This is a genomic window from Pseudomonas sp. 65/3-MNA-CIBAN-0223 (genome assembly GCF_040310425.1).
GTDB lineage: Bacteria > Pseudomonadota > Gammaproteobacteria > Pseudomonadales > Pseudomonadaceae > Aquipseudomonas > Aquipseudomonas gregormendelii.
On record NZ_JBEOPV010000004.1, the window covers coordinates 243,468 to 257,449 of the forward strand.

The following is a 13,982-nucleotide window of genomic DNA, read 5'->3' on the forward strand; positions in this document are numbered from 1 at the left end:
CCGGAATTATCCGGGAAAAAACTCGTAGCCCGGTAGACGATTCACCCGGTAACTGGCTTTTTTCCATGAGCACAATCTTCGCAAAAAACAGGCTGCCGGCAACGGTTGGCAGCGGAGGAAATGCACATGGCTACGCTCATCGGTATCGTCACTAAAGTCATTGGTCAGGTGGTTGCTGTAGCGGGTGACGGCACCCGACGCGCGCTGGTCGAGGGCGATCGGCTGTTTGCCGGCGATCAATTGGTCACCGGGGCCGAAGGGGCGGTGGCGGTGAAGCTGCAGAACGGCCAGGAACTGACGCTTGGACGTGGCAGCAGCCTGCAAATGACCTCGCAACTGCTCGCGCACCAGGCGCCCCATGTGCAGACGCCGGAAGCCGTGGCGCCCAGCGAGGCGCAGCTGACCGACGTCGAACGCCTGCAGAAAGCCATCGCCGCTGGCGAAGACCCGACGCAAACCGGTGAGGCCACTGCGGCCGGGCCAACGGGCAGCACCGCTGCCGGAGCCCTGGGCGGCGGCCACAGTTTTGTCCAGCTCGAAGAAGTGGCAGGCCGGGTCGATCCGACTGTGGGTTTCCCGACGGCAGGATTCAACGGCATTCCAGAGTTTCCCCTGGAGCGTATCTTTAACGATCCCGACAACAGCCTCGATAACCTGGACAACGTCACACCCCCCGTCGTCGTCCCACCGTTGGTCGTGAACAACCCCGTCATCCTTGGCGGCCTGAATACCTCGGGCGGCGAGCTGACCCTCAACGAGGCCAATCTTCCCGACGGCACGGCCAGTAACCCCTCGGCCCTGACCCAGAACGGCACCTTCACCGTGACTGCGGCCGATGGCCTGCTCAACCTCAACGTGGGCGGGATCAGCGTGTTCAGCGGTGGCGTGGCGGCAGGCTTCCCGCAATCGATCACCACGCAGCTGGGTAACACGCTGACGATCACCGGCTATGACCCGGCCACTGGCGTGGTGAGCTACAGCTACACCCTCAATGGCAACGACACCCATTCGGCGGGTGATGGCGCGAACTCCCTCAGCGAACAATTCACCGTGGTGGCGGGCGACACCAATGGCGACACGGCCACCGGTTCCCTGGACATCAACATCACCGACGATGCGCCAACAGCGATCGACGACAGCAACGCCAATACCGCTTCGGAAACCCTGTTGACCCTGACCGGTAGCGTGCTGCCCAACGATATCCAGGGTGCTGACCGCATTCCCACCGGCCCTAATAGCGGACCGGTAATCGGTGGTACGTTCACCGGCACCTACGGCACCCTGGTGCTCAATCCGAACGGCACTTACACCTACACGCTGAACCCTAATGACGCCGACTTCAAAGCCCTGCACGGTGGTGGCAGCGGCACGGAAAGCTTCGTCTACACCCTCACCGATTCGGATGGTGATACCAGCACCGCAACGCTGGTGCTGAACATTCACAACAACGATGACCAGATCGATATCGGCGGGCTCGGCGTGTCAGGCGGCGAGCTGTCCGTCTACGAGAAAAACCTGGGCGACGGCAGCGCGCCGGATGCTGGCGCGCTGACCCAAAGCGGCACCTTTACCATCACCGCCCTCGACGGTGTGCAGAGCCTGAGCATTGGCGGGATCAGCGTGGTGAGCGGTGGCGTCAGCGCAGGTTTTCCGCAATCAATTACCACCCCGCTGGGCAGTACGCTCACCATCACCGGTTACGACAGCGCAACCGGCGTGGTCAGCTACAGCTACACCCTGGCCGACAACGAAACCCATGCCAATGCCGATGGTGCGAATAATCTGTCGGAGCAGTTTGCAGTCACCGTGGTCGATGACAACGGCACAACCGCCAATGCCAGTCTCGACGTCAACATCGTCGACGACCTGCCCAAAGCCGTGGATGACAGCAACGCCAATACCGCCTCGGAAACCCTGCTGACCCTCAATGGCAATGTGCTGACCAACGACGTGCAAGGCGCTGACCGGGTACCCACCGGGGAAAACGCCGGCCCGATCACGCCCGGCACCTTCACTGGGGTCTATGGCACCCTGGTGCTGAACGCCAATGGCACTTACACCTACACGCTGAACACCAGCGACGCGGACTTCAAGGCGCTGCACGGCGGTGGCAACGGCACTGAAACCTTCGCCTACACCATCACCGATTCCGACGGCGATACCAGCACCGCGAACCTGGTGCTGCAGATCCATAACAACGATGATCCAGTGACCCTCGACGGTTTGAACGTCAACGGTGGCGAGCTGACGGTCTACGAGAAAAACCTCGGCGACGGCAGCGCGCCGGATGCCCCTGCGCTGACCCAGACCGGCACCTTCACCATCACCGCGCTCGACGGCGTGCAGACCCTCAGCGTCGGCGGCCTGAACGTGGTGGTCGGTGGTGTGAGCGCCGGCTTCCCGCAGTCGATCGTCACTCCGCTGGGCAGCACCCTGACCATCACCGGCTTTGACAGCGCAACCGGCGTTGTCAGCTACAGCTACACCCTGGCCGATAACGAAGCCCATGCGAACGCCGGCGGCGCGAACAACCTGTCCGAGCAGTTTGCAGTGACCGTGGTCGATGACAACGGCACCACCGCCAATGCCAGCCTCGACGTCAACATCGTCGACGACTTGCCCAAAGCCGTGGATGACAGCAACGCCAATACCGCCTCGGAAACCCTGCTGACCCTCAATGGCAATGTGCTGACCAACGACGTGCAAGGCGCTGACCGGGTAACAACCGGGGAGAACGCCGGCCCGATCACGCCCGGCACCTTCACTGGGGTCTATGGCACCCTGGTGCTGAACGCCAATGGCACTTACACCTACACGCTGAACACCAGCGACGCGGACTTCAAGGCGCTGCACGGCGGTGGTAACGGCACTGAAACCTTCGCCTACACCATCACCGATTCCGACGGCGATACCAGCACCGCGAACCTGGTGCTGCAGATCCATAACAACGATGATCCAGTGACCATCGACGGTTTGAACGTCAACGGTGGCGAGCTGACGGTCTACGAGAAAAACCTCGGCGACGGCAGTGCTCCGGATGCCCCTGCGCTGACCCAGACCGGCACCTTCACCATCACCGCGCTCGACGGCGTGCAGACCCTCAGCGTCGGCGGCCTGAACGTGGTGGTCGGTGGTGTGAGCGCCGGCTTCCCGCAGTCGATCGTCACTCCGCTGGGCAGCACCCTGACCATCACCGGCTTTGACAGCGCAACCGGCGTGGTCAGCTACAGCTACACCCTGGCCGATAACGAAGCCCATGCGAACGCCGGCGGCGCGAACAACCTTCCCGAGCAGTTTGCAGTGACCGTGGTCGATGACAACGGCACCACCGCCAATGCCAGCCTCGACGTCAACATCGTCGACGACCTGCCCAGGGCGGTGGATGACAGCAATGCCGGCACCGCCTCGGAAAGCCAGCTGTCCCTTAACGGCAACGTGCTGACCAATGACGTGCAGGGCGCTGACCGGGTACCGACCGGGCCAAGCGCCGGGCCGATCACCTCAGGCACATTCGTAGGCACCTACGGCACCCTGGTGCTGAACGCCAATGGCACTTACACCTACACGCTGGACACCAACGACGCGGACTTCAAGGCCCTTGAAGGTCGCGGCAAAGGCACTGAAACCTTCGCCTACACCATCACCGACGCCGACGGCGATACCAGCACCGCCAATCTGGTGCTGCAGATCCATAACAACGATGACCCGGTGATCATCGGCGGCCTGGACGTCAACGGCGGCGAACTCACCGTCTACGAGAAGAACCTCGACTGGGGCACCAACCCCGACGCGCCGGCGCTGACCCAGTCCGGTACCTTCACCGTCACGGCACTCGACGGCCTGAACTCCCTGGTCGTGGGTGGCTTCGCGGTGGTCGCCAACGGCGAGGTGGTCGGCTTGCCGCACACCGTGGTAACGCCGCTGGGTAACTTCCTGACGATCAACGGCTTTGATCCCGTCACGGGCGTGCTCAGCTACAGCTACACCCTGGTGGGCAGCGAAACGCATCCAACGGCCGACGGCGCCAACGCCATCGTCGAGAATTTCGACGTGGTGGCGCACGACAACGATGGCAGTACTGCGTCGGGCCAGATCAACGTCAACATCATCGATGATTTGCCGAGCGCCAATCCGGACTTCAAGCATGTGCAAGAGGGCGGGACGGTCGGCACCAACGTCCTGGTCAATGACATCGGCGGCTCCGATGGCCCGGCGGCTACGGGTGCAGTGGTCGGCGTGCGTGCCGGCAGCGACACCTCGACCTCGGCCAGCGGTGGCCTCAACACCAATATCAATGGCGCCTACGGTTACCTGACCCTGGACGCCAACGGCAACGCCATCTATCACAGCAACCCGAACAGCGTCAGCGGGCCCGGTGCGATCGATGTATTCACCTACACCGTGCGCGATGCCGATGGCGATGAGAGCACCACCACGCTCACCATCGACGTCTACAACAGCTGCCTCAAGGCAGTGTCCGATACCGACGTAACGGTCTACGAAAAAGCCCTCGATCTGAGCAAGGACGGTCAGGACCTGGCGGCAGGCACAGTCGCAGGCAGCGATCCGGGCAATACCGGGGAAACCGCTTCCGGCACACTGGTGGGCTCGGTCACTGGCGCCGTGGGTGCGATCACCTACGCCCTGGTCGGCAGCGCCACGGGCAGCCATGGGCAGATTCAGCTCAATGCCGACGGCACCTACACCTACACCCTGACTTCGCCGGCCAGCACCACCCCGCACGCCAACGATGGCCCCAATGCCCTGAGCGAAACCTTCACCTACCAGGCCACCGATTCCCTGGGCAACATCACCACCAGCACCATCGTGGTGAACATAGTCGATGACGTGCCAAAGGCTGTGGACGACAGCAACGCCGACAATGCATCGGAAACCCGCCTGACCCTCGACGGCAATGTCCTGACCAATGACGTGCAAGGCGCGGACCTTGTCGCGACCGGCCCGAACACCGGCCCAGTCACGCCGGGTACATTTACCGGCACTTACGGCACCCTGGTGCTGAACGCCAACGGCACGTACACCTATACGCTGGACACCAACGACGCGGACTTCAAGGCCCTGGAAGGTCGCGGCAAAGGCACTGAGACGTTCGCCTACACCATCACCGATGCCGACGGCGATACCAGCACCGCCAACCTGGTGCTGCAGATCCATAACAACGATGACCCGGTGATCATCGGCGGCCTGGACGTCAACGGCGGCGAACTCACCGTCTACGAGAAGAACCTCGACTGGGGCACCAACCCGGACGCGCCGGCGCTGACCCAATCCGGGACCTTCACCGTCACGGCACTCGACGGCCTGAACTCCCTGGTCGTGGGTGGCTTCGCGGTGGTCGCCAACGGCGAGGTGGTCGGCTTGCCGCACACCGTGGTGACGCCGCTGGGTAACTTCCTGACGATCAACGGCTTTGATCCCGTCACGGGCGTGCTCAACTACAGCTACACCCTGGTGGGCAGTGAAACGCATCCAACGGCTGACGGCGCCAACGCCATCGTCGAGAATTTCGACGTGGTGGCGCACGACAACGACGGCAGTACTGCGTCGGGCCAGATCAACGTCAACATCATCGATGATTTGCCGAGCGCCAATCCCGACTTCAAGCAGGTGCAGGAGGGCGGGACGGTCGGTACAAACGTCCTGGTCAATGACATCGGCGGCTCCGACGGCCCGGCGGCCACGGGTGCGGTGGTGGGCGTGCGCGCAGGAAACGACACCTCGACCTCGGCCAGCGGTGGCCTCAACACCAATATCAATGGCACCTACGGTTACCTGACCCTGGATGCCAACGGCAACGCGACCTACCACAGCCGGCCGGACTCGGTGGGCGTAGCGGGCGCCACTGACGTGTTCACCTACACCGTGCGCGATGCCGATGGCGATGAAAGCACCACCACCCTCACCATCGACGTGTCCAACAGTAGCATCAAGGCCGTGTCCGACACCGACGTGACGGTCTACGAAAAAGCCCTCGACCTGAGCAAGGATGGCCTCGACCTCGCGGCCGGCACCGTGGTCGGCAGCGATCCGGGCAATACCGGCGAAACTTCCACGGGAACACTGGTCGGTTCGGTCACCGGGGCTACCGGCGCAATCACCTACACCCTGGTCAGCAGTGGCACCGGGGCCTACGGGCAAATGCTCCTCAACCCCAACGGCACCTACACCTACACATTGACCTCGGCGCCGAAAACCTCGCCGAACGCCAACGACGGGCCCAACAGCCTGAGCGAAAGCTTCACCTACAAGGCCACCGATGCCCTGGGCAACACCACCACCAGCACCATCGTGGTGAACATCGTCGATGACGTACCCAAGGCCGTCGCTTCCGAGCGTTCGGTGGCGGCGGTGGAAATCGATTCCAACCTGCTGTTGGTGATCGACGTGTCCGGCAGTATGGCCGATGCGTCCGGCGTGCCTGGCCTGTCGCGCCTGGCCCTGGCCAAGCAGGCGATCAGTGCCTTGCTCGACAAGTACGACGACCTTGGCGACGTGAAGGTGCAGATCGTCACTTTCAGCAGCAACGCCACCGACAAGACCGCGATCTGGGTTGACGTGGCAACGGCCAAGTCGATCATTTCCGGCCTGACGGCGGGCGGCGGGACCAACTACGATGCCGCCGTGGCAACCATGAAGACCGCGTTCAACACGGCCGGCAAACTGACCGGCGCGCAGAATGTCGGCTATTTCTTCTCGGACGGCAAACCCAACGAAGGTGACATCAACGCGGCCGACGAGGCTTCGCTCAAAGCCTTCCTCGACGCTAACAACATCAAGAACTACGCAATCGGCCTGGGTAATGGCGTCAGCAATGCCTACCTCGACCCAGTGGCCTATGACGGCAGCACCCACACCAACACCAATGCTGTGGTGGTGACCGATCTCAACCAGCTCAACTCGGTACTCTCGGGCACCGTGCAGGGGGCCCCGGTCACGGGCACCTTGCTGGAGGGCGGAAACTTTGGTGCCGATGGCGGTTTCATCAAGTCCATCGTCGTCGATGGCACCACCTACACTTACGACCCTAAAGCGTTGAACAACCAGGGTTCGCTGATTTCCAGCGGCGGGGACAACCACGGCACTTTCAACACGGTAAACAACTCCCTGAGCATCGCCACCAATAACGGCGGTACGCTGGTCATCAACCTCGACAGCGGTGAGTACAACTACACCTCGCAGAAAGCCACGAACGTGGTGATCACCGAAAATATCGGCTTCACCGTCAGCGACAACGACGGCGACCTGGCGAGCTCGACCCTGGTGGTCAAGGTCGTGCCGAACGCCGCGCCCGTGGCCGTCGACGACCACATCATCACCAACGTGCTGTCCGGCAGCGTGGTGGTACCTGGCGAATTGTTGCTGGCCAACGACACTGATCCCGAAGGCGATACCCTCACCGCAGCGCCGACTACTTTCAACACCGGCTGGGTGGCCAGGGGCGCGGACTTTGTCGGCACCGGCGCGATCAACTTCAAGGGCAGCAACAACACCGCAGCGAACCAGAACCTGGCGGATGTGCGCGGGTCCTTCGCGGCCAATACCGCAGCGATGACAGCGGTGCTGGTGATCAGCGGTTATCTGGGCTCTGTCACCACTTCCAATGCCAATGATGAAGACCTCATCACGGTGAAACTCAAGGAGGGTGAGACCCTTAATCTGGATCACAACCTGGCGGGCGGTCGGATTGCCATGGAGTACTCGCTCAATGGCGGTGCGTTCATGACCCTTGCCGATGGCGCTACCATCACGGCCGATGCCGATGGCACGTACAAGATCCATGTCACCAACATCACCAATTCCGGCGGTGGCGTCGGTGCCAACAATGCCGAAAACTACGAGCTGACCATGACGGTCAACTACGCCGGTGCCCATGACGTCACCCCGGACTTCAACGGCGCCTACAGCGCCAACGACACCCATGGTGGCAGCGACACGGCGAATGTGACCATCAGCTACCAGGACGGCCACACCCTCACGGGTACCGCGGGTGACGACGTTCTGGTGGCCGGCACCGGCAACAACATGCTCAATGCCGGCGATGGCAACGACGTGTTGACGGCGGGTACCGGTAACAACGAACTGCACGGGGGGGCTGGCAACGACCTGCTGTTCAGCGGGGCAGGCAACGATCTGCTGGACGGCGGCGCTGGTATCGATACTGTCAGCTACGCCCATGCCACCAGCGGTGTCACCGTCGACCTGGGCCTGCTCACTGCGCAAAACACCGGAGGCGCCGGCACTGATACCCTCACCGGGCTCGAGAACCTCACCGGCTCCAACTTCAATGACAGCCTGATGGGCGACAACAACAGCAACATCATCACTGGCGGCCTGGGCAACGACGTCCTCAACGGCGGTGGCGGCGATGACTTCCTCATCGGCGGCCTGGGCAACAACACCCTCACCGGCGGCGCTGGCGCGGATACCTTCCAGTGGCTCAAAGGCAACTCCGGGCATGACCTGGTCACCGATTTCACCCCAGGCACCGACAAGCTCGACCTGTCGCAACTGCTGCAAGGTGAAAACGGCACGGCGGCTTCGCTGGATGATTACCTGCACTTCAAGGTTGTCGGCAGCGGCGCTTCGGTCCTGACCAGTATCGACGTCAGCGCCATGGCCGGCGCCACGCCGAACCAGACCATTGACCTTGCCGGTGTCAACCTCGCCAGCCACTACGGCGTCACGCCGGGGGCGGGTGGTGTGGTGGCCGGGGGGCATGACGCGGCGACCATCATCAACGGGATGTTGAATGATCACTCGTTGAAGGTGGATACGGTTTGATCTGAAGGGTGAAGGAGCGAGGCTGATCTCCTGTAGGGGCAAGGCTTGCCCGCGATAGCGATCTTGAAGACGCTATCGCGGGCAAGTCTTGCTTCCACCGTGGAGGGCAGCTACCCCGTCACATTGGCTCAGGCGGCCCGATGAACCTGCCCATGACCCCATACACCCCTAATTCCCTGATCGTCGCAAACTCTCCCTGGGTCTCGACCATCTCCGCAATCAACGGCAAATCAATACTGTTGGTTGCCCGGAAGATCGCATTAATGAACAGGCGCTTGTCGCCCTGGCGATCTATACCCCGGATATACGCACCATCAATCTTCAAGTAAGCCAACCCCAGCTGTGTCAGGTTGCCGATCTGGCTGAAGCTGCCGCCAAAATGCTGCAGCCCGACGCGATAGCCGGTGTCGAGCAGGCTATGACACAAGCGTTGCAACTCCAGCGGGGGCGGCAGTTGGCGTTCGTCGATTTCCAGCGTCAGCAGCGGCGCCAGATCGGGTAACGATTCGAGCATGTCGAGTATCTTCGCCAACTGCGCCGGATCGCGCAGGGTGCTGCCAGACAGGCTCAATGCCAGCGGCCAGCGATTGACGACAAGGTAATCCAGGGTCGCTTCGAGCATCGCCAGGTCCATGCGCGCCGACCAGCCCAGACGCTCTATCCAGGGCAGGAAATGTCCGGCGGCGATCGCCTCGCCGCTGGGGTCGAGCAAGCGTGCCAGCACTTTGTGGTGAAGCACCTGGCTGGTGTCGGCGCATTGCACCACCGGCTGAAAGTACAGCTGCATGCTCCCCTGCGTCAGGGCTTCGTCGATCCAGGTGCGCCAGTCGTGCTGGGACTGGTTCGGCGCGCAGTCACCGTCGTCCAGGTATGTCCACGGCCGCTCGGGGTGTTGCCGGGCCTGAGTCAGGGCTTGATCCAGGCGCAGCAGCACCGCATTGGCGGATTCTCCCGGGCGATAGGGGACGATGCCCAGGTGCGCCACTGGCATGCTGTCACTGGCGCCGGTCAGGCGCAGGTTTTCCAGGGTGGCACTGACTTCCGCGACCAGGCGGGCGGCGTCCGCCTGGCCCAATCCAGGTGTCAGCAAGCTGAACTCTCCGCCACGATTACGCGCAGCCAGCCAGGTACGGCGCTCGGGTAATCCGCAAAGACGCTTGAGCAATTCGGCGACTGCGCTAATCAACGCATCGGTGCGCTGTCCGCCCATGCGCTGATTGAGCCCCGCCAGGTCATTGATCCGCAGCATCAGCAAATGGCCCTCACTGCTCTGCTCGGCCATCAGCAAATGATCCGCCAGTTGCTCGTCCAGTAATCGCCGGTTGGCCAGCCCGGTGAGGCCGTCGAGGTAGGATTCGGCGCGCAGTTTTTCGCTGCGAGCGGCTTCTTCGGCGAACAGCGCCTTGAGCTTTTCGACCATCTGATTCATCGCCAGCACCACGCGTTTCAATTCCGGGGTGCGGGGCAATTTCGTCAGGCTGCGAAATTCGCGCTTGCTGATGGCTTCGGCCTGTTTGACCATCTTGTCCAGCGGGCGCAATTGCCGGCGCAGCAGCCAGCCGCCGAACACCGCGCTGAGCAGCCCGCAGATGAGCAACCAGATCAGGCTGCCCAATGTACTGTCCCAGAGCTTGGCCAGGGCAAATCGCGGGTTGCTCAATACTTCGATCCGGGCGAATTGCTCCCAGCCGCGCATGATCAACGCTTCGCCTCCCTGGGGACGCAGGTCGACCAGCCTGGTGAACCAGCCGGGCACACGTTCGCCGCGGGCCTGGGCGCTGCGCTCCACTAACACCTGCTCATCGGCAATGCTCACCACGCGGATGCTGGTGAAGTAGCCACTGTCGAAAATCGAGCTGACCATCAACTCCATCATCGCCGGATCGTCTACTTGCGCGGTCAATGACAACCCCAGCGCCGTCGCCGCGTCCTGGGCGTGCGAGCGCAACTGGCCGAGCATCTGGTCGCGGGAGCTTTCCAGGCTGACAAAAAAGCTGCCGCTGAACGCCACCAGCAGGAACAGGCAAATGGCGAGAAACAATTGTTTGCGCAGTGACATAAGACGCTCCTTGCGAGACCTTGCGAGGACGACTAGCCGTCGCCCACGGCGAAACCTTCAACCTGCATTTTTTTCAACACATCCTGCCAGCGCGACAACTTTTTCGAGTCGCTGGAACGCTTGCCCCCGTTAGCCCCCGGCAGGTACAGCCCCTCGGCATTGAATGCGTAGACCGGTAGCAGGTCCTTGCGCCTTGAAGCGGGGGAGATCTCGCCCACCAGGTTGTCCAGCACCAGCGGATCGGCCGTGGGGCTGCTGTAGAAGGTCAGTACCATGTGCGCCTGGTTCTGGGTCAGGGCTTTAACGTAGGTGATGCGCAATTTGTCGCTGGGAATGCCGAGATGGCGCAGGCTGAAATACTTGGCCAGGGCGTAGTCCTCGCAGTCGCCCGCGCCCTTGACCAGGGATTCAACGGGGGTGGCCCAGTAATCGATCTGGCGCCAGATGCGCGTATCGTCCTGGAAAGTCAGTTGCTGGTTGAAAAAGCGGTTGACCGCATTGAGTTGCTCGCGCTCGGGCTGATCCTGTTGACTTTGCAGCAATTGGCTCCAGGCCTCTATCCGTCTTTGCGCGGGACCCTGCGCGCCGTATCGGGCCTGGGCGTTCTGCAAGACCTGCGCATAATCCCAGCTGGCGAACACCGCACCGAGGCCCGGCATCAGCCAAAATGCCAGCAGCAGCCATCCGCCGAACCGAAGTCGGAGCGTTGACCATCCTGGACTACGCCGGCGACGGGGCATGTCGGGCTGCTCGGGGTGCAGATGGATGGAGTCTAGGCGGTGTTTGCAGGGGAAGAGGGCAGATCGTCGGTTGGCAATGCAGTTGCAGTGAGTCTCAGGGATGCTGTGACGAGGTGATCAGGGCTTGCGCAGGGTTTTCTGTCTGAGGATGTAAATAGTCACCAGCACCGCACTGGTCAACATGAAGCCCCGCGCCCACGGCATCGGCACCAGATAGCAGGAAAACCCGATGCTCAACCACATCAGCCCGATGGCGTAGACCTTGCCCTTGAGCGGAATGCCCTCACCGTCAAGGTAACCGCGGATCCACGGCCCAAGGCGCGGATGCTCCACCAGCCAATGGTAAAAGCGCGGTGAACTGCGGGCAAAACAGGCAGCGGCCAGCAACAGGAAGGGGGTCGTGGGCAATACCGGCAGGAAGATCCCGATCACCCCCAACGCTACGCTGAGCCAGCCGATGGCCAGCAGCCCGTAGCGCAACATCAGGGAGCGGTTGCCTATGGGATTGTCCATAGGCAGAACCTTAGTGGTGACGAGGCTTGAGGATGGCCGGTTTTTCGTCAGGCGCGTTGCACAGCAGGTACAGCGCGGTCAGGGCTTCCGGGATCTGCACGATCATGTCGTCCATCAGGTTGGCATCGGCGGCGATATCGGAGAATTCCGGTTGCTCGTCGAACAGGCCCGAACCGACCATGATCGGCAGCAGCATTTCGCTGACTTCGTCTTCAGCGGTCTCAAACCAGGCGGCTTCACGCAGGAACACGCCTTCCATGAAGCCGATGCACCAGCCGCGCAGGTCGGAATCATCCGGGTCTTCGCCAAGATCGAGTTCGCAAGGCAGCTCGAATTCTTCATCGGAAGCCAGCTGGCGAGCGATGTGGGCTTTGAGTGCCAGCAGGGTGGATTCGATGGCCTCACGCTCGGTGTCGTCGGCGTAATGCGGCTCTTCGGCGAACAGGGCATCGATCCATTCACGGTCCGGTACGGTTTCGGAGCAGATCGACAGGGCCGTGAGGTAGCCGTGGGCGGCCACGTAGTCCAGCGCCTCGTCATGCAGTTCATCGGCGTCGAGGAAGACTTGCAGGCGGGTTAGTTGCTCAGCGAAGGACATTAAAGGGCTACCTTGGGAATTAAACAGATGCGGGAATTCTAGGCCTTCTTGAGCAGTCAGGCCAGCCGCGCGGCACATTTGCCCCCTCTGGGCTCGTTTTTCCATATGCGCTCTGTAGGAGCTGTCGAGTGAAACGAGGCTGCGATCTTTTGATCTTGCTTTGTGTACATATCCATTGCTGCGGTAATGGCTGCTTATGGTTCCGCCCTTAAGGCGGGTCACTTTTGATAGAGCCTGCGCGGCCCGGCGAAAAGTAACCAAAACGCTCTTGCCCCACCACTCGGCACCTCGCCTAGGCTCGGTGTGCCCTCACTCCGGCATTGCTCCGCGGGTCGCCGCGATGGGCCATCCCTGGCCCAGCGCGGCTAAACCGGCATCCTTGCCGGTTTCCCCGCTGCGCAATGCCTGCGTTCGGCCAGCGTGGTTTAACGGGGCGCCTGCGATCAAGAGCCTCGCCGTGGCGGCCTCTGGGCCGACCAAGGCATCACGCCGGCGCGCTGCGCTTCTATGATTGTGCACTGCCTCCGGGCTGGAGTTGTTCCTGAGTAGGAGCTGTCGAGTGAAACGAGGCTGCGATCTTTTGATCTTGTTTTGTGTGCAGATCCATTGCTGCGGTAACGGCGGCTTAGGGTTCCGCCCTTACGGCGGGTCACTTTCGAAGAGCGCGAAAGTAACCAAAGCGCTCTTGCCCCACCACTTGGCACCTCGCCTGGGCTCGGTGTGCCCTCACTCCGGCATTGCTCCGCGGGTCGCCGCGATGGGCCATCCCTGGCCCAGCGCGGCTAAACCGGCATCCTTGCCGGTTTCCCCGCTGCGCAATGCCTGCGTTCGGCCAGCGTGGTTAACGGGGCGTCCGCGATCAAGAACCGGGCCGTGGCGGCCTCTGGGCCGACCAAGGCAACAAGCCGGCGCTGCGCTTCTCTGATGTGCACTGCCTCCGGGCTGGTGTTGTTCCTGTGGGAGCAAAGCTTGCTCGCGATAGCTGGGGGGCAGTCAGCATCAATGTTGGATGCGAAAACCGTCATCGCGAGCAAGCATTGCTCCCACAGATATCAATCCCTCCACAGATATCGAACTCTCTACAGATTTCGAACCTCCACAGAGATGACTTCCCAGAGGGATCACTTCCCAAGGAATTCGCCTTCCTCGGATACCACCTCACAGGTGTCATTTCATATCCAGAAAAGGTTCACGACCCAACAAGCGAAGCGCGCTTGCTTGATGCCTTGGTCGGCCCGAAGGCCGCCACGGCTCGGTTCTTGATCGCGGA

Annotated in this window: 5 protein-coding genes; 1 reads left to right on the forward strand and 4 read right to left on the reverse strand. The window is 62.0% G+C overall.

The features are described 5' to 3' along the window. Nucleotides 1-126: 126 nt before the first annotated feature. Nucleotides 127-8,802: a retention module-containing protein gene (locus AAEZ09_RS06160; RefSeq protein WP_350598636.1), complete on the forward strand. Its 8,676-nt coding sequence runs from the start codon at nucleotides 127-129 to the stop codon at nucleotides 8,800-8,802. 118 nt (nucleotides 8,803-8,920) lie between these two features. Here AAEZ09_RS06160 and lapD read toward each other — a convergent pair whose 3' ends face one another. From lapD to AAEZ09_RS06180, 4 genes are all read right to left on the reverse strand, one after another. Further along, nucleotides 8,921-10,861 carry a cyclic di-GMP receptor LapD gene (gene lapD / locus AAEZ09_RS06165; RefSeq protein WP_350598638.1) on the reverse strand — a complete coding sequence of 647 codons (1,941 nt, stop codon included), beginning with the start codon at nucleotides 10,859-10,861 and terminating at the stop codon, nucleotides 8,921-8,923. A 32-nt stretch (nucleotides 10,862-10,893) separates the two neighbouring features. Next, nucleotides 10,894-11,601 carry a cysteine protease LapG gene (gene lapG / locus AAEZ09_RS06170; protein ID WP_350598640.1) on the reverse strand — a complete coding sequence of 236 codons (708 nt, stop codon included), beginning with the start codon at nucleotides 11,599-11,601 and terminating at the stop codon, nucleotides 10,894-10,896. A 117-nt stretch (nucleotides 11,602-11,718) separates the two neighbouring features. Next, nucleotides 11,719-12,114 (reverse strand): YbaN family protein, encoded by a 396-nt coding sequence (locus AAEZ09_RS06175; protein ID WP_045058677.1) that lies wholly within the window; start codon nucleotides 12,112-12,114, stop codon nucleotides 11,719-11,721. Nucleotides 12,115-12,124: 10 nt separating this feature from the next. Next, the gene (locus AAEZ09_RS06180; RefSeq protein WP_045058676.1) at nucleotides 12,125-12,712 is read right to left on the reverse strand and encodes a UPF0149 family protein; all 588 of its coding nucleotides are present in this window, start codon (nucleotides 12,710-12,712) and stop codon (nucleotides 12,125-12,127) included. Between the last annotated feature and the right edge of the window lie 1,270 nt (nucleotides 12,713-13,982).

Coding starts and splice junctions, on each gene's coding strand:
- AAEZ09_RS06160 (WP_350598636.1), top strand. CDS start 127: ATGGCTACGCTCATCGGTATCGTCACTAAAGTCATTGGTCAGGTGGTT.
- lapD (WP_350598638.1), bottom strand. CDS start 10,861: ATGTCACTGCGCAAACAATTGTTTCTCGCCATTTGCCTGTTCCTGCTG.
- lapG (WP_350598640.1), bottom strand. CDS start 11,601: ATGCCCCGTCGCCGGCGTAGTCCAGGATGGTCAACGCTCCGACTTCGG.
- AAEZ09_RS06175 (WP_045058677.1), bottom strand. CDS start 12,114: ATGGACAATCCCATAGGCAACCGCTCCCTGATGTTGCGCTACGGGCTG.
- AAEZ09_RS06180 (WP_045058676.1), bottom strand. CDS start 12,712: ATGTCCTTCGCTGAGCAACTAACCCGCCTGCAAGTCTTCCTCGACGCC.